This is a genomic window from Streptomyces sp. 2P-4 (assembly GCF_030167965.1).
Lineage (GTDB): Bacteria > Actinomycetota > Actinomycetes > Streptomycetales > Streptomycetaceae > Streptomyces > Streptomyces globosus_A.
On record NZ_CP095011.1, the window covers coordinates 4,288,465 to 4,305,052 of the forward strand.

The 16,588-nt window shown below is 75.3% G+C and carries 15 protein-coding genes; 10 read left to right on the plus strand and 5 right to left on the minus strand.

Going from position 1 to position 16,588, the window contains the following annotated elements; translation table 11 throughout:
* Nucleotides 1-17: 17 nt before the first annotated feature.
* The gene (locus MUK52_RS18985) at nucleotides 18-476 is read right to left on the minus strand and encodes an SsgA family sporulation/cell division regulator (RefSeq protein WP_114057875.1); all 459 of its coding nucleotides are present in this window, start codon (nucleotides 474-476) and stop codon (nucleotides 18-20) included.
* A 181-nt stretch (nucleotides 477-657) separates the two neighbouring features.
* On the opposite strand from MUK52_RS18985, the gene MUK52_RS18990 reads away from it, so the two are divergent.
* From MUK52_RS18990 to MUK52_RS19005, 4 genes are read left to right on the plus strand one after another with little or no spacing between them, the layout of a single operon-like run.
* Nucleotides 658-1,734: an energy-coupling factor ABC transporter permease gene (locus tag MUK52_RS18990; protein ID WP_284578487.1), complete on the plus strand. Its 1,077-nt coding sequence runs from the start codon at nucleotides 658-660 to the stop codon at nucleotides 1,732-1,734.
* Nucleotide 1,735: 1 nt separating this feature from the next.
* Nucleotides 1,736-2,497, plus strand: coding sequence for a cobalt ECF transporter T component CbiQ (cbiQ, locus tag MUK52_RS18995; RefSeq protein ID WP_284578489.1), 762 nt, complete (start codon nucleotides 1,736-1,738; stop codon nucleotides 2,495-2,497).
* Nucleotides 2,485-3,273, plus strand: a complete 789-nt coding sequence (locus MUK52_RS19000; RefSeq protein WP_284578491.1) for an energy-coupling factor ABC transporter ATP-binding protein — start codon at nucleotides 2,485-2,487, stop codon at nucleotides 3,271-3,273. Before cbiQ ends, MUK52_RS19000 begins: the two co-directional genes overlap by 13 nt.
* 28 nt (nucleotides 3,274-3,301) lie before the next feature.
* Nucleotides 3,302-4,465 (plus strand): serine hydrolase domain-containing protein, encoded by a 1,164-nt coding sequence (locus tag MUK52_RS19005; protein WP_114057871.1) that lies wholly within the window; start codon nucleotides 3,302-3,304, stop codon nucleotides 4,463-4,465.
* A gap of 118 nt (nucleotides 4,466-4,583) precedes the next feature.
* Here the strand turns inward: MUK52_RS19005 and MUK52_RS19010 are convergent, their stop codons facing one another.
* From MUK52_RS19010 to MUK52_RS19025, 4 genes are all read right to left on the minus strand, one after another.
* Nucleotides 4,584-6,269, minus strand: a complete 1,686-nt coding sequence (locus tag MUK52_RS19010) for an alpha/beta fold hydrolase (protein ID WP_284578494.1) — start codon at nucleotides 6,267-6,269, stop codon at nucleotides 4,584-4,586.
* 73 nt (nucleotides 6,270-6,342) lie between these two features.
* A complete protein-coding gene (locus MUK52_RS19015; RefSeq protein WP_114057869.1) occupies nucleotides 6,343-6,900 on the minus strand; it encodes a TetR/AcrR family transcriptional regulator in 558 nt (185 codons plus the stop codon).
* Between the two features lie 44 nt (nucleotides 6,901-6,944).
* On the minus strand, nucleotides 6,945-8,570 hold the full coding sequence (locus tag MUK52_RS19020; protein ID WP_284578497.1) for a penicillin-binding transpeptidase domain-containing protein: 1,626 nt from the start codon (nucleotides 8,568-8,570) through the stop codon (nucleotides 6,945-6,947).
* A gap of 178 nt (nucleotides 8,571-8,748) precedes the next feature.
* Complete coding sequence (locus MUK52_RS19025) at nucleotides 8,749-10,515, minus strand: dolichyl-phosphate-mannose--protein mannosyltransferase (protein ID WP_114057867.1); 1,767 nt, start codon at nucleotides 10,513-10,515, stop codon at nucleotides 8,749-8,751.
* 134 nt (nucleotides 10,516-10,649) lie between these two features.
* On the opposite strand from MUK52_RS19025, the gene rsmI reads away from it, so the two are divergent.
* The 6 genes from rsmI (at nucleotide 10,650) to MUK52_RS19055 (ending at nucleotide 16,383) form a co-directional block, all read left to right on the plus strand.
* On the plus strand, nucleotides 10,650-11,543 hold the full coding sequence (gene rsmI, locus MUK52_RS19030) for a 16S rRNA (cytidine(1402)-2'-O)-methyltransferase (RefSeq protein ID WP_284578499.1): 894 nt from the start codon (nucleotides 10,650-10,652) through the stop codon (nucleotides 11,541-11,543).
* Nucleotides 11,544-11,703: 160 nt separating this feature from the next.
* Nucleotides 11,704-12,219 carry a hypothetical protein gene (locus MUK52_RS19035; protein ID WP_428985465.1) on the plus strand — a complete coding sequence of 172 codons (516 nt, stop codon included), beginning with the start codon at nucleotides 11,704-11,706 and terminating at the stop codon, nucleotides 12,217-12,219.
* 10 nt (nucleotides 12,220-12,229) lie between these two features.
* Nucleotides 12,230-13,102, plus strand: coding sequence for a TatD family hydrolase (locus tag MUK52_RS19040; protein WP_114057866.1), 873 nt, complete (start codon nucleotides 12,230-12,232; stop codon nucleotides 13,100-13,102).
* Nucleotides 13,103-13,214: 112 nt separating this feature from the next.
* Nucleotides 13,215-14,573 carry a resuscitation-promoting factor gene (locus MUK52_RS19045; protein ID WP_284578502.1) on the plus strand — a complete coding sequence of 453 codons (1,359 nt, stop codon included), beginning with the start codon at nucleotides 13,215-13,217 and terminating at the stop codon, nucleotides 14,571-14,573.
* A complete protein-coding gene (gene rsmA / locus MUK52_RS19050) occupies nucleotides 14,570-15,472 on the plus strand; it encodes a 16S rRNA (adenine(1518)-N(6)/adenine(1519)-N(6))-dimethyltransferase RsmA (protein ID WP_284578504.1) in 903 nt (300 codons plus the stop codon). Before MUK52_RS19045 ends, rsmA begins: the two co-directional genes overlap by 4 nt.
* Entirely contained in the window at nucleotides 15,469-16,383 is a 915-nt protein-coding gene (locus MUK52_RS19055; protein ID WP_284578507.1) for a 4-(cytidine 5'-diphospho)-2-C-methyl-D-erythritol kinase, read from the plus strand. The genes rsmA and MUK52_RS19055 overlap by 4 nt, the downstream gene beginning before the upstream one ends.
* Nucleotides 16,384-16,588 lie beyond the last annotated feature (205 nt).

Sequence of the window (16,588 nt, forward strand, 5' to 3'; positions counted from 1 at the left end):
GGGCCCGGCGGCGCCCGTTACGCCGGGCGGGTGGCGGAGGCGGCCGGGGCGGAGGCGGAGGCGCGGCGCAGGAAGCGGCGCAGCGCGGCGATGTCGAACTGGATGACCGCGACTCCCTCGGGGGAGTGGAGTTCGACGACGGCCTGGACCCGGCCGCAGGGCCAGACACGCACGTCGCCGGTGCCCGTGGGGGCCTGGAGCCCGGACTCCAGCAGGGCCCGCGGAAGGACCCACTCGTTGTCGGTGCCCTCGGGTGAGAGGCCCGCGGGGAAGACGATCCGCACGGCGAGCGGCTCGGCCGGCGCGTACCGCAGCGCGACGGGGATCTTCCGGTAGAGCGGATCGTCGCTGATGACGCGGGCGATGACGCGTTCCTCGACGCCGGGGACCACGGCGGTGGCGGCCGCGACGGCGGTGAGCGCGGCGGTGGCGGCCCCTGATGCGGGCCCGGTCGGATTCTCGGCGGTCGGCGACATCGACAAGACTCCTCGAATCGGAACATATAAGTCCGTATTGCCCCCAGCCTCGCACATTCCCACGAAAGTGCGAGGCGCTATTTGTGACCTCCCCGCTCTTGCCCATGGTTTGCAGGTGAGCCTTAATCTTGGGTGGATAAAGATTTTGTCAGCTCAAGGACGGCAGGAAGCGGAGCCAGCCATGCACGTGCCCGACGGATTCATCGACGCCCCCGTGTCCGCGGCCGCCGGTGTCCTCGCCGCCGGCGCGGTCGCCGTCAGCCTCCGCGGTGCCCGCCGCGAGCTCGACGAGCGCACCGCCCCGCTTGCCGGACTCGTCGCCGCCTTCATCTTCGCCGTGCAGATGCTGAACTTCCCGGTCGCGGCCGGCACCAGCGGGCACCTCCTCGGCGGGGCGCTCGCCGCGATACTCGTCGGCCCCTACACCGGCGTGCTGTGCATCTCGGTGGTCCTGCTGATGCAGGGCGTCCTCTTCGCCGACGGCGGGCTCACCGCCCTCGGCGTCAACATCACCGTCATGGGCGTGGTCACCGTGATCACCGCCCACCTGGTCTTCCGCGGCCTGCTCGCCGTCCTGCCCCGGAACCGGGGGTCCGCCCTCGCGTCCGCCTTCGCCGCCGCACTCGTCTCCGTGCCCGCCTCCGCCGCGGCGTTCACCCTGCTGTACGCCGTCGGCGGCACCACGGACGTGCCCGTCGGCAAGGTGCTCGCCGCCATGCTCGGCGTCCACGTCCTGATCGGCATCGGCGAGGCCGCCATCACCGCCGCGACCGTCGGCGCCGTCCTCGCCGTCCGCCCGGACCTCGTCCACGGGGTCAAGGGCCTCGCCGCCCCGCTGAAGCTGCGCGTCGGCGGCGAACTCGTCGACGCCCCGGCCGCCGAGGCCCCCGCCGCCGCCGGTCCCGCCCGCTCCGCCCGCTCCGGCCGCGCCGTGTGGGCCGCCGGCCTGGCCGCCGCCCTCCTCCTCGCCGGGTTCGTCTCCTTCTACGCCTCCGCCAGCCCCGACGGCCTGGAGAAGGTCGCCGCCGACCAGGGCATCGACGCCAAGGCCGACCAGTACGAGCACGCCACCGCCGACTCGCCCCTCGCCGACTACGGCGTCAAGGACGTCGACGACGAGCGCCTCTCCGTCGGCCTCGCCGGCGTCATCGGTGTCGGCGCGACCGTCGCCGTCGGCACGGGCGTCTTCTGGGCGGCCCGCAGCCGCCGCACGCCGGCCGCGCGCCCCGCGGCCCACCCCGAGACCTCGGCGGTCTGACATGGGGGCGGGCCACGCCCACCGGCTCCACCTGGAGCGGACCTCGCCGGTCCACGCACTGCCCCCGCACTGCAAGATCGTCGCGGCGTTCGCGTTCGTCCTGGTCGTGGTGTCCACCCCGCGCGAGGCGGTGTGGGCCTTCGGCCTGTACGCCCTCCTCCTCGCCGCCGTCGCCGCCGCGGCCCGCATCCCGCCCGCCTTCGTGCTGCGCCGGATGCTGGTCGAGGTGCCGTTCGTCGCGTTCGCCGTCCTCATGCCGTTCGTCGCGGAGGGCGAGCGCGTCGAGGTGCTCGGGGCGTCCCTGTCCGTCTCCGGACTGTGGGGCGCCTGGAACGTCCTCGCCAAGGGCACCCTCGGCGTCGCCGCCTCCGTCCTGCTCGCCGCGACCACCGAGCTGCGCGCCCTGCTGCTCGGCCTCCAGCGGCTGAGACTGCCCCCGCTGCTCGTCCAGATCGCCACCTTCATGATCCGCTACGGGGACGTCATCGCCGACGAGCTGCGCCGGATGTCGATCGCCCGCCGCTCGCGCGGCTTCGAGGCCCGCGGCATCCGGCACTGGGGCGTCCTCGCGAAGACCGCCGGAGCGCTGTTCATCCGCTCCTACGAACGCGGCGAACGCGTCCACCTCGCGATGGTCAGCCGCGGCTACACCGGCTCCATGCCGGTCATCGACGACGTCACGGCCACCCGCGCCCAATGGGCCCGCGCGGCCGTACTCCCGACGGCGGCCCTCGCCGTCTGCCTGATCGGATGGACCCTGTGACCTCTGCCCCGGCCGTGCCCGCCCCCTCCCTGGAGGTCGCCGGCCTCGCGTACGCCTACCCCGACGGCCACCAGGCCCTCTTCGGCGTCGACCTGACCGTCGGCCGCGGCGAGCGCGTCGCCCTCCTCGGGCCCAACGGCGCGGGCAAGACCACCCTCGTCCTCCACCTCAACGGCATCCTCGGCGGCGGCATCGGCACCGTCCGCGTCGCCGGGCTGCCCGTCGCCAAGCAGCACCTCGCCGAGATCCGCCGCCGCGTCGGCATCGTCTTCCAGGACCCCGACGACCAGCTGTTCATGCCGACCGTCCGGGAGGACGTCGCCTTCGGGCCGGCCGCCGCCGGCCTGCGCGGCGCCGAGCTGGAGGAGCGCGTCCGCGAGGCGCTGGAGCGCGTCGGCGTGGCCGGCTTCGCCGACCGGCCCCCGCACCACCTCTCCTTCGGGCAGCGCCGCCGCGTCGCCGTCGCGACCGTCCTCGCCATGCGGCCGGAGATCCTCGTCCTGGACGAGCCCTCCTCCAACCTCGACCCGGCCTCCCGCCGCGAGCTCGCCGACATCCTCCGCTCGCTCGACGTCACCGTCCTCATGGTCACCCACGACCTGCCCTACGCCCTGGAGCTGTGCCCCCGCTCGGTCGTCCTCAGCGAGGGCGTCATCGCCGCCGACGGCCCCACGCAGGAGCTGCTGTGCGACGAGGAGCTGATGCGCGCCCACCGCCTGGAGCTGCCCTTCGGGTTCGACCCGCGGTCGGTCCGGGCGGCACCGTCGCGGGAATGAGCCGGCCCAGGTGGGAGTTGGACCGCACGTGAACATCCAGGGTGAGGTGGCGGAGGGCTACGAGGCCGTCCGCGACGCCTTCGTACGCAACTTCGAGGTGCTCGGCGACCGGGGCGCGGCCGTGGCCGTGTACCGGGACGGCCGGCGGGTCGTCGACCTGTGGGGCGGCACGCACGACGCCGACGGCACCGCCCCGTGGACGGCGGACACGGCGCAGGTGGTCCGCTCGGCCACCAAGGGCGTCGCGGCCGTCGTCCCGCTGCTGCTGCACCAGCGCGGGCTTCTCGACCTGGACGCGCCCGTCGGCGACCACTGGCCCGAGTTCAAGGCGGGCGGCAAGGAGGGCGCCCTGGTCCGCGACCTGCTCGCGCACCGGGCCGGCGTACCCGCCCTGGACGTGCCGCTGACCCCGGAACAGGCCGCGGACGGCCTCTCGGGCGCGCGGGCGGTCGCCGCGCAGCGGCCGTTCTGGGAGCCGGGCACGGCGCACGGCTACCACGCGCAGACCTTCAGCTGGCTGCTGTCCGAGCTGGTGCTCCGGGTGACCGGCGCCTCCCTCGGGTCCTGGCTCGCCCAGGAGGTCACCGGCCCGCGCGGCCTGGACTTCTGGATCGGGCTGCCGCAGGAGGTCGCCGAGTCGGGGCGGGTCGGCCGGGTCGGCGCCGTCGAGCCGCCGCAGTCGGCGGGGGCGCTGCGCCTGCGGCCGCGGAGAAACGTTTCGGAGGCGTACGCGGACCCCGACTCCCTCACCCGGCGCGCCTTCGCGGCGATCACCCCGCTCGCCGACGAGAACGCCCCCGCCTACCGGGCCGCCGAACTCCCCGCCTCCGCCGGCATCGGCACCGCCCGCGCCCTCGCCGGCCTGTACGCGTCCCTGATCGGCGACACCGAGGACGGCCCCCGCCTGTTCACCCCCGAGACGACCGCCCTCGCGGGCACCGAGCTGTCGTCCGGCCCCGACCGGGTCCTTGTCGTGGGCACCCGCTTCGGACCGGGCCACATGCTCCACAGCCCCGCCTCGCCGATGCTGTCCCCCGCCTCCTTCGGCCACCCGGGCCGCGGCGGCTCCCTCGCCTTCGCCGACCCGGAATCGGGCATCGCCTTCGGCTACGTCACGAACGCCCTGGCGTCATCGGTCACAGCCGACCCCCGCGCCCAGTCCCTGCTCCGCGCCCTGCGCACGGCCCTCTGAGCCGGGCGTCCACCTCCGCACGCCCCCGATCCGCTGATGTGCGGTTCTCCCCGGGAGGGCGGAGGCGGCCGTCCTCCACACTCCGGGGTGCCGGCTCGGGGGCAGGAGAGAGCGGCGCTCACGCACCGGTCGCAGCGGCGGCGGTGCGCAGAAGGCGGGCGACCTGGGCGGGATGGGTCAGCTGGGGGTAGTGGCCCGCCCCGGCGATCTCGTCCACCGGGATGCCGACGGGCCCGGTCAGCGGGTCCGCCGAACCCACGACGATCCGGACCGGGACGGCCACCCGGTCGAGCAGGGCCCGCCATTCGCGGCGCGCGGCGGCGTCCCCGCGCAGGGCCGCGGCCACGCGGCGCGCCACTCCGGGGCGCCTCAGGTCGGCCGCGGCGCTGCGCACCTCCGGTCCGTCGGGGACGCCGAGCGTCCGGGCCAGCCGAGGAGGCGGCATGCGCCGCAGCATCGGCGCGGCCGCGGCGGAGCGGGCGAGCCGCGGGGCGGGCGCCTGCAGGAACGCCGGGGAGACGAGGACGAGGCCGCCGAGGCGGTCCGGATGGCGGACGGCGAAGCGGAGTGCGGCCCCGCAGGCCAGCGAGTGCGCGACCAGCACGGGCCGGGTCTGCACCGGGCCCATCAGATCGGCCAGCCACACGTCGGTCGTCGAGGGGGACGGCGCCGAGCGCCCCAGGCCGGGCAGGTCGGGGGCGAGCACCGGCCCGGGGAGGTGGGCGGCGACGGGCCTCCAGAGGTCGCCGTTCATCGGCAGGCCGTGCAGCAGGACGTGGGAGGGGCGATGCCGGTCGCCGGTCACCCAGGTCGGAGCGCCGGCGACGGTGTGGAAGCCGTACGGGCTCTGCCAGGGCGCTGCGGAGCCGAAGCGGGCGGCCACCAGGTCGTCCGCCCAGGTGCGCAGGGCCTCGGTCACCGGAGGCGTCTCCAGGCCGATGCGCGCGGCGAAGGCGTCGGCGGAGGCCGTCGGGTACCGGTCGGCCGACAGGAACGACAGGGTCTCGGGGTCTGCACCGGTCAACCGCCGCGGCAACCGCCGCAGCAGGCCGGCCGGAACGGTCCGGCGGGGTGCCCGTACCCCCATGTGGGCGGCCATCGTGCCGATCAGGTCGGGCAGGAGCGGGGTGTCGTCGTCGAGCACCCAGTAGTGCTCGCCCGCGGGCGACCCGGGGATCTCCGCCAGGAAGCGCACGAGGTAGTCGATGGTCGTGACCGGCAGGAAGGTGTCGGAGCCTCCGGGCAGCGCGGGGAGCCGCCCGTTCCACAGGTCCTCGACGAGGGTGGCCAGGCCGATGTACTGGCCGGGCCCGATCACGGTGCTGGGGTTGGCGACGGTCAGCGGCACCGACAGGGCCTCGGCGCGGGCCCGTACGGCGAGGTCGGCCTCCAGCTTCGACGCCTCGTAGGCTCCCAGCCCGGCGTAGTCGGGGTGGCCGTCGGCGGCGCTCACCCGGTATCCGCTGATGTGCACGAGCCTGCGCAGCCGGGGCAGCGTGGCGGCCCATTCGACCACGTTCAGCGCCCCGGTGACGTTCACCGCCCGCGCGTCCCGCTCGCTGAGGCCGAAGGCGAAGCGGGCGGCCGCGTTGTACACGTCCCGGACGTCGGGCAGTTCCGCGAGCGGCCGGGTGATGTCGGCGGTGACGATCTCGAGCCCGCGGAGGCCGACGCCCTGGGAGGCCAGCCAGGGGGTGAGGGTGTCGTTGCGTACGGCCGCCGCCACCCGCTGACCCCGGGTCAGCAGCTCGGCGACGAGGGAACGGCCGATGAAGCCGGTCGCGCCGAAGACGATCGCGTCCATGGAGCTCTCCTCTAATAGATCGGTCTACATATTTTTTGGGCAGAAAGAGGCCCGCCGTCGCCGGCGGGCATCGTCAGCCGACCAGGGCGCCGATCCGGCGGGCGACCCGGTCCAGAGGCTCCTTGCTGCGGTGCGTCCGAGCCAGCAGGAGCGCACCCTCCACGAGGGCCAGGATGGCGGTCGCGAGGTCGTCGCCGTCCGGGCGGCCGGCAAGCCGCGCGCGCAGAGCCGCCTCCCACGACGTGTAGACCTCCGAGCACGCCTCCTGCAGCGGGCCGTTGGTGCCGGCCGTCTCCAGCGCGACGGTGGCCACCGGGCACCCCTTGCGCCACCCCGACTCCTCCAGCCGCTCGCCCAGGTGGCGCAGTACCGCTTCGGCGAACTCCGCCACCGACGTACTGGAGTCCGCCAGGCTCTCCAGCTCGCCGCCGATGGCGCGCCCGGCCCGCCGGACGGACTCGCCGACCAGCTGGTCCTTGCCGCCGGGGAAGTGGAAGTACAGCGAGCCGCGAGGCGCGCCACTGGCCGCGATCACCTGGTTGAGCCCGGCGCCGAGGTAGCCCCCGGCCTCGATCAGCTCCTGCGTCGCGTCCAGCAGCCGGTCGCGCGTTTCGGCGCCTTTCAGTCCCATGGCGCCACTGTAGACCGATCTACATATTCTCTCAACGGGTGCCGTCAGCGGTTGAGGACGGCCGCCACGATCGGGCCCGCCGCGTCGCCGCCGTGGCCGCCGGCCTCCACCATGGCCGCCGCCGCCACGTCGCCGCTGAAGGCCGTGAACCAGCTGTCCGGGCTGCCCGCGCCGTCGACCTCCGCCGAGCCCGTCTTCGCCCCCTTGTCCGAGCCCCGTACGCCCGCCATGGTCTGCGCGGCCGTGCCCGATGCGGCCGTCAGCCGCATCATCTGCACCAGCTGCCGTGCCACCGCCGGCTTCATCGTCCGCTCGGCCCGGGCGAGGGGCCGTCCGTCCAGGCCGGGGGCGACCAGCACCGGCTGCCGGAACACCCCGGTGCGCGCCGTGGCCGTGATCGAGGCGACGTTGAGGGGGTTCATGGTGATCCGGCCCTGCCCGATGTACGCGGCCGCCGCCGCGGCTCCGGTCGCCTCGGGCACGCTGCCGTCGACGGAGCGGACGCCCGTCTTCCAGTCGAGGCCGATCCCGAAGACCTCGCGCGCCTCCTCCGCCAGCGCCCCGTCGTCGTCCACGGTCTTGATGCGCTTGATGAACGAGGTGTTGCAGGACCGGGCGAACGCCGTCGCGAAGTCCGCGCCCGGCAGTTCGAAGCCGCGCAGGTTGTGGAAGGGGCGGCCGCCCCAGGAGACCTCCTTCGTGCACTGCGCCGGCTGGTCCGCCGCTGCCGCGCCGCGGTCCATCAGCATCGCCGCCGTGACGATCTTCATCGTGGAGCCGGGGGCGCGGGCGCCCTCCATCGCCGCGTTGAAGCCGTCCTTGCGGTGGTTGGCGACGGCCAGGACGTGCCCGGTGCTCGGCTGGATCGCGACGACCGACGCCTCGGGGTAGCGCGCCACCGCCTTCTCTGCCGCCGCCTGCACCCGCGCGTCCAGGGTCGTCTCCAGCTTCGCCGGCTCGCCCTCGGCCAGCGTCAGCAGCGTGCGCCGGGGCGCTTCCGGGGAGGCCGGCTCGATCCACAGCTCGACGCCGGGCCGCCCGCCCGCCTTCCCGCCGTACGTGCGGCGCAGCTGGTCCAGGACCGGCCGCAGGGAGGGGTACCGGTGCGGGTCGAGCTCCTCGCCGCGCCGGTCGACGGCCTTGACCGGCGGCGCGGCCGGCGGGCCGGCCCGCAGCTCCTCGCCCCGGCCCAGCTCGGGGTGGACCACCGAGGGCTGCCAGTCGACGAGCGGCTTCCCGGTCGTCTCTCCGCGCACCACCGTCAGCTTCGAGGCGTACGCGAGGGGCTTCGCGGCGCCCTCGTGGGCGACCTCCGCGGCCACCGTGAACGGGACGGCCGCCCCCTCCGGGGCGCCGGGCGTGAACACGGCCTTGGCGATGTGCGCCCTGTCCCGGTAGCCGGCCAGTGCGGCCTGCGCGGCGGCGGCGTTGTTGGTCAGCCGGGCGGCCTCGCGGTCCCTTCCGGCGGCCCAGGCGGCGAGGAACGCCTTCGCCGTCCGGGCGGCCTCCTCCCCGGTGACGGGTCCGCTGCCCTTCGCGGACGCCGCCGAGGCGCCCGCCCCCTCGCCGCTGCCGGCGCCGTCGACCAGCGTGTACACCCCGAGCGCCGTGCCGCCGACCATCGCGAGGAACACCCCGACCACGACCGCGCCTTTGCCTGCCCCGTTCATCCGCGCCCCTCCCCAGGACATCCGATCCCTTGAACGCGTTCAAGGACCTCCGGCGGACGACCTTACGCGCTGTGCGCGTGCCATGTGCATGTTGTTGCGGGAGCCGGACATTCCGATTCGGGCCGAGAACAGCCGCGGGCCCCGGCGCCGACCGGCACCGGGGCCCGCGGCCGCCGTCTCAGACCCAGGTGTCCAGCCACATGCGGCTGCGCCAGGAGTCCATCGGGATCGACTGGCCCGTGTAGATCGGCCAGAAATAGATGAAATTCCAGATGATCAGCAGGACGAGGACGCCCGCCGCCACCGCGCCGAGCGTGCGGCGGCGCTCCGTCGAGTCCCGCGGGCCCAGGAGGGCGCCCACGGTCATCGCCAGGGCCAGGCACAGGTACGGGACGAACACCACCGCGTAGAAGTAGAAGATGGTGCGCTCCTGGTAGTTGAACCAGGGGAGCAGGCCCGCGGCCACCGCGCACGCGATGGCGCCCGCGCGCCAGTCGCGGCGGAAGAACCACCGCCACAGCACGTACAGCAGGGCGAAGCAGCCCGCCCACCACAGCAGCGGGGTGCCGAGGGCCAGGACCTCGCGGGCGCACTTGCCGGCCTCCGTCGCCGGGCAGCCGTCCGCGCCCGGTTCCGGGGACTCGTAGAAGTACGACACCGGCCGGCCGACGACCAGCCAGCTCCACGGGTTCGAGTCGTACGTGTGCCCCGAGGTCAGGCCCACGTGGAAGCTGTAGACCTCCGTCTCGTAGTGCCACAGGCTGCGCAGCCACTCCGGCAGGAACGACAGCGGGCTGTCCTGGTCCTGCTTTGCCGCCCAGTCGCGGAAGTAGCCGCCGCGGCCGTCGTCCGGGCTGAGGATCCAGCCCAGCCAGGACGCGACGTACACCGCGACCGCCACCGGCACCGTCGAGACGAAGCCCGGCAGCGCGTCCCGGCGCAGCATCGCCGCGTACGGGGCGGCCGCGCCCGCGGTGCGGCGGGCGGCCGCGTCCCACAGGACCGTCAGGATCCCGAAGAACGCCAGGGTGATCAGGCCGTTCCACTTCGTCCCGAAAGCCAGGCCCAGGCACACGCCCGCCAGGATCCGGTACGGGCGCACGCCGAGCCGCAGCGTCTCGGCGACCACCGCGTCGGGCCGGGTACGGCCCTCCGCGTCCACGGGCAGGGCCGCCGCGAGCCGCTCCCTGGCCCGGTCGCGGTCGACGAGCAGCGCCCCGAACGCGGCCAGCACGAAGAACATCAGCACCAGGTCCAGCAGCGCGGCCCGGCTCATCACCAGGTGCAGGCCGTCCACGGCGAGGAGTCCGCCCGCGAGGCAGCCGAGGAACGTGGAGCGGAGCAGGCGGCGCCCGATCCGGCACAGCAGCAGCACCGACAGCGTGCCGAGCACGGCCGTCATGAACCGCCAGCCGAACGGGTCGAAGCCGAACATCCACTCGCCGAGCCCGATGACCCACTTCCCGACCGGCGGGTGCACCACGTACCCCGGGTCCGTCGGCAGGGCCACCCCGTCCGGGTTGGCCAGGATCGACTTGTCGATGTCCTTGGGCCAACTCGCCTCGTAGCCCTGCCGGATGGTCGCCCACGCGTCCTTCGCGTAGTACGTCTCGTCGAATATCACGGCCTTCGGGCTGCCCAGCTGCCAGAACCGCATGACCCCGGCCACCAGCGCGACCGCGATCGGCCCGGCCCACGCCATGACGCGCTGCCAGGTCGCCGCCGCTGCCGCGGAGAAGCCCAGCGCCGCCCACAACTGCCCGGACGGGCGGGCGTACGGGGGCACCAGGCGGGCGCGGACGTCCGCCGGGCGCGCTCCGGCGGGCGGCGCGTAGCCGAAGCCGCGCAGCCGGCGCAGCCAGGGGGACGGCTCTTCTGCCCGGCCCGCCGGCGGGGCGGTCGGGGCCCCCGCGGGGCTGGGCGGCGGCGTCGCGGTACTGGTCACCGGGTCATCGTAGGGAACGCCCGGTCGCGATCCACAGCGCCGTGGTCGCGATCCACAGCGCCGTGGCAGTGCGCTCCGCCGTGCTGCCCGCCGCCGGAGCGTGTGCCGGGCGGGACGGCTGAGAGGATGGACGGGTGACGACCGACCAGCCCACCCGTACCGGAGCCGCCGCCCACGGCGTGCTCGTCCTCGCCGGCACCCCGATCGGCGACCTCGCCGACGCCCCGCCCCGCCTTGCGGCCGAGCTGGAGCGGGCGGACGTGGTCGCCGCCGAGGACACCCGCCGGCTGCGCCGGCTGACCCAGGGGCTCGGCGTGCACACCACCGGCCGGGTCGTGTCGTACTTCGAGGGCAACGAGTCCCAGCGGACCCCCGAGCTCGTCGAGGCGCTGGAGGACGGCAAGCGGGTGCTGCTCGTCACCGACGCCGGCATGCCGTCCGTCTCCGACCCCGGCTACCGGCTCGTCGCCGCCGCCGTGCAGCAGGACATCAAGGTCACCGCGGTGCCCGGGCCTTCCGCGGTGCTCACCGCGCTCGCCCTGTCCGGGCTGCCCGTGGACCGCTTCTGCTTCGAGGGGTTCCTGCCGCGCAAGGCCGGAGAGCGCCTCGCCCGGCTCCGCGAGGTCGCGGCCGAGCGGCGCACCCTCGTCTACTTCGAGGCCCCGCACCGGCTCGACGACACCCTCGCCGCGATGGCCGAGGCCTTCGGCGCCGACCGCCGAGCGGCGGTCTGCCGGGAGCTGACCAAGACGTACGAGGAGGTCAGGCGCGGCGGGCTCGGCGACCTCGCCGCGTGGGCCGCCGAGGGGGTCCGCGGCGAGATCACCGTCGTCGTCGAGGGCGCCCCCGAGGCCGGGCCCGCCGACCTGGACGCTGCGGAGCTGGTGCGGCGCGTACGGGTGCGCGAGGAGGCAGGGGAGCGGCGCAAGGAGGCCATCGCGGCGGTCGCCGCCGAGGCCGGCGTACCCAAGCGGGAGGTGTTCGACGCCGTCGTCGCGGCAAAGAACGCGGCCGAAAAGATGCCGTAAGAGGGTAAAGGGATAACCTGAAAAGCAAAGCTCGGACCGCGCACCGGGCGCCTCGGGCATGAGTCGCCCAAGGACCGTCCAATTCTCGACATGGCCTGATGCGCTCCCGCCCGGCGAGGCGTCCACTGGCAATGGCACCAGTGGAACAAGAGGAGCTGGCATGAGCGAGATCGCAGACACCCCGGCAGCCGCCCCCGTCCCGGCCCCCGCCCCGTCGCCCGCAGCGGCCCGCGCCGCCGCGGCCGCCGCGGCCGGCGTCCACGTCGCCCACGAGGCGTACTCCTTCGCCTGCATGCGGTGCGGCTACGGCTGGGAGCAGGGCTACGAGATCGAGCACCACACCGACGGCCACGGCCGCCCCTTCATCGTCCACCGGGCGGGCGGCGAGCGCGTCCCCTCCCCGCTGTCCAACCCGACCTGCCACAACTGCGGCAGCCACGTCGTGCGGATCATGCGGGAGGGGCAGGTGTCCACCGTCCGCGGCACCATGGACAGCATCTACCACCACCCGGTCTCGCCCGGCATCGCCGGACCCGTCCCGGCCGGCGCGAACCTGCCGCGCGCCGACCGCCGCACCGCACCCCGCCACGACGCCCCCGGACCCGTGCCGGTGGACGGCGGCGAGGAGCGCCGCGGCTTCTTCGCCCGACTGCTGGGGCGCCGCCGCCGGTCATAAGATCGGCCGTATGAGCGCCTCCAAGGACACCCCGCCGCCGCTGCCCGAACCGCTCCGGGTCGCCGTGGCGGACTCGCACACCCACCTCGACATGCAGGCCGGCACCGTCGAGGAGGGCCTCGCCAGGGCCGCCTCGGTCGGCGTGGCGACCGTCGTGCAGGTGGGCTGCGACGTGAAGGGCTCCCACTGGGCCGCCGAGACCGCCGCGGCGTACGACAACGTCCACGCCGCCGTCGCCCTCCACCCGAACGAGGCGCCCCGCATCGTCCTCGGCGATCCCGACGGATGGTCCCGGCAGGGCGCACGCCCGGGCGGCGGGCAGGCCGCCCTCGACGAGGCCCTCGCCGAGATCGACGCCCTCGCCGCGCTCGACCACGTCAAGGCCGTCGGCGAGACCGGCCTCGACTACTTCCGCACCGGGCCCGAGGGCATGGCCGCCCAGGAGCTGTCCTTCCGCGCCCACATCGAGATCGCCAAGCGCCGCGGCAAGGCCCTCGTCATCCACGACCGCGACGCCCACGCCGACGTCCTGCGGATCCTCCGCGAGGAGGGCGCCCCCGAGCGGACCGTCTTCCACTGCTACTCCGGCGACGCCGACATGGCCCGCGAGTGCGCCGCCGCCGGCTACTACATGTCCTTCGCCGGCACCGTCACCTTCAAGAACGCCCAGCCGCTGCGCGACGCCCTCGCCGCCGCCCCCGCGGAGCTCGTCCTCGTCGAGACCGACGCCCCCTACCTCACCCCCGCGCCGTACCGCGGACGGCCGAACGCCCCGTACCTCATTCCGCTGACGGTCCGCGCGATGGCCGCGGTCCGCGGCATCGACGAGGACGCCATGGCCACGGCCATCGCCGCCAACACGGCGCGCGCCTTCGGCTACTGACCCGCCCCCGCCCGCCGACACGCTGGGTGTCCGACCGGCTTTGGAGAGTGACGGACCCTCCGCTAGGGTGCCGTGCCCGACGAAGCCGGGCCGGACCAGTGGAGCGAGCGGCGTGAGCGAGAAACCTTTCACCGGGGGCCACGGGGCCGATGCCGAACCGCACCCCGGCGCCGGCCCCCTCACCGGAGCGGCCGACCCTGCCGCCCCGGCCGCCGCGCACGCCCCCGACGGGGCCGTCCCCGCGCCCCGCGCACCCGGAGGCCGCCGCGCCGGCCACCGCCGCAGACCCGCCGAGCCCCCCGGCACGCCGGGCACCGGACGCCGCCGCCGGACGCCGGCCCCCGCCGCCCCGGCCACCCCGCCCGCTGCCTCCGCAGGCCCCGCCGCCTGGCGGCGGATCATCCCGCAGGCCCTCGTCGTCGCCTTCCTCGCCGGCGGCACCACCGCCTTCGTCGCCACCGACAAGGCCGTCCGCCTCACCGTCGACGGCCGCTCCCGCACCCTGCACACCTTCGCCGACGACGTCGGCGAACTCCTCGCCGCCGAAGGACTCGGCGTCGGCACCCACGACCTCGTCGCCCCCGCCCGCGCCGCCGCCCTCGGCGACGGCGACGAGATCACCGTCCGCTACGGGCGCCCCGTGCTCCTCACCCTCGACGGGCAGACCAGCGAGGTGTGGACCACCGCCCGCACCGTCGAAGCCGCCCTGCGCCAACTCGGCGTCCGCGTCGAAGGCGCCCACCTGTCCGTCCCCCGCACCGCCCCCGTGCCCCGCTCCGGCCTCGACCTCGCCGTCCGCACCGAACGCAGCGTCACCTTCCTCGCAGACGGCGGCGAGACCACCGTCCGCACCAACGCCGCCACCGTCCGCGAGGCCCTCGGCCAGGCCGGCATCACCCTCTCCGGACAGGACACCACCTCCGTCCCGCCCGAGTCCTTCCCCCGCGACGGGCAGACCGTCACCGTGCTCCGCATCACCGGCACCCGCGAGGTCCGCGAGGAGCGCATCCCCTTCGAGACCGAGCGCATCCAGGACGCCGACCTCTTCGCCGGCACCGAAGTCGTCGAACGGGCCGGCCGCCCCGGAGCCCGCCGGGTCACCTACGCCCTGCGCACCGTCAACGGCGTCGCCCAGAAGCCCCGCCGCGTCACCGAGGAGACCGTCCGCGAACCCGTCACCCAGGTCGTCCGCGTCGGCACCAGGCCCCTGCCCGCCTCCGTCGCCGGAGCCGAGGGCCTGAACTGGGCGGCCCTCGCCCAGTGCGAGTCCGGCGGCCGCCCCGACGCCACCGACCCGTCCGGCACGTACGGCGGCCTCTACCAGTTCGACGTCCGCACCTGGCAGGGCCTCGGCGGCAGCGGCCGCCCCCAGGACGCCACCAGCGGCGAGCAGACGTACCGGGCCAAGAAGCTGTACGTGCAGCGGGGGGCGAGTCCGTGGCCGCACTGCGGCCGTAGGCTTTACCGGTGAGCACCGCAGAGCAGCAGCCCGACAGAACCAGCGACGCCCTCCTCGGCGCGGCCGACATCCGCGAACTCGCGGCCGCGCTCGGCGTGCGCCCGACGAAGCAGAAGGGCCAGAACTTCGTCATCGACGCCAACACGGTGCGCCGCATCGTGCGCACCGCCGGCGTCCGGCCCGACGACGTCGTCGTCGAGGTCGGCCCCGGCCTGGGCTCGCTGACGCTGGCGCTGCTCGAAGCGGCCGACCGGGTCACCGCCGTCGAGATCGACGACGTCCTCGCCGCGGCGCTGCCCGCCACCATCGAGGCCCGCATGCCGGACCGCAAGGACCGCTTCGCCCTCGTCCACTCCGACGCCCTGCTCGTCGAGGAACTGCCCGGCCCGCCGCCCACCGCGCTCGTCGCGAACCTGCCGTACAACGTGGCCGTGCCGGTGCTGCTGACCATGCTGGAGCGCTTCCCCAGCATCCAGCGCACCCTCGTGATGGTGCAGTCGGAGGTCGCCGACCGGCTCGCCGCGAAGCCCGGCAGCAAGGTGTACGGCGTCCCCTCCGTCAAGGCGAACTGGTACGCCGAGGTCAAGCGGGCCGGCGCCATCGGCCGCAACGTCTTCTGGCCCGCGCCGAACGTCGACTCCGGACTCGTCTCCCTCGTCCGGCGGGCCGAGCCGATCCCGACCGCCGCAAGCCGGACCGAGGTCTTCGCCGTCGTCGACGCCGCGTTCGCCCAGCGCCGCAAGACCCTGCGCGCCGCACTCGCCGGCTGGGCCGGGTCCGCGGCCGCCGCCGAAGCGGCCCTCACCGCCGCCGGGATCTCCCCGCAGGCCCGCGGCGAGTCCCTCACCGTCGAGGAGTTCGCCGCCATCGCCGAGCACAAGCCCGCCGCAGCCGAGAGGCCCGCCCTGTGAGCACCGCACCCGCCGGGGGCGTCACCGTACGCGTCCCCGCCAAGGTCAACGTGCAGCTCGCGGTCGGCGCCGCCCGGCCCGACGGCTTCCACGACCTGGCCAACGTCTTCCTCGCCGTCTCCCTGTACGACGAGGTCACCGTCACCCCCGCCGACGCCCTCACGGTGACCTGCTCCGGGCCCGACTCCGACCAGGTGCCCCTGGACCGGACGAACCTCGCCGCCCGCGCGGCCGAGCTGCTCGCGGCCCGCAGCGGACGCCCCGGCGGGGCCGCCGTCCACATCCACATCGCGAAGAACATCCCCGTCGCCGGCGGCATGGCCGGCGGCAGCGCCGACGGCGCCGGCGCGCTGCTCGCCTGCGACCGGCTGTGGGGCCTCGACACGCCCGTCGCCGAGCTGCTCGGGATGTGCGCGGAGCTCGGCAGCGACGTCCCGTTCAGCCTGCTCGGCGGGGCCGCCCTCGGAACCGGGCGCGGCGAGCTGCTGACCCCCCTCGACGCCGGCTCCTTCCACTGGGTGTTCGCCGTCGCCGACGGCGGGCTGTCCACCCCGGCCGTCTTCCGCGAGTTCGACCGGCTCGCCGAGGGCCGCGAGATCCCCGAGCCGCAGGCCTCCCCGGCGCTGCTGGCCGCCCTCGCCTCCGGCGACCCCGACGCGCTGGCCGGCACCCTGGCCAACGACCTCCAGCCGGCCGCGCTGTCGCTGCGCCCGCAGCTGGCGCGGACCCTGGCCGCCGGAACCGCGGCCGGGGCGCTGGCCGGGATCGTCTCCGGCTCCGGCCCGACCACCGCGTTCCTCGTCCGCGACGACGAGGCCGCCGCGAAGGTCGCCGCCGCCCTGGAGGCGTCCGGTACCTGCCGCACGACGCGGATCGCCACCAGCCCGACCGCGGGGGCCACCCGCATCTGACCCGGCCGCCCCGCCCGGCCCGGCGCCCCGCCGGCCGGGCCGGGTACCCGGGCGCGGGATGAGTACGCGCACTCCGGCAGGCGCGCGGCCCCGGCGGCGACCCTCGTCGCCCTTCCCGTGACCGCGCCCGCCGCGCTCGCGACGGCGCTCGGCGGGTGGCTCCTGGTGGAACGTTCGGGCGCTTCGCGGAGCGTTAGGCTGAGGG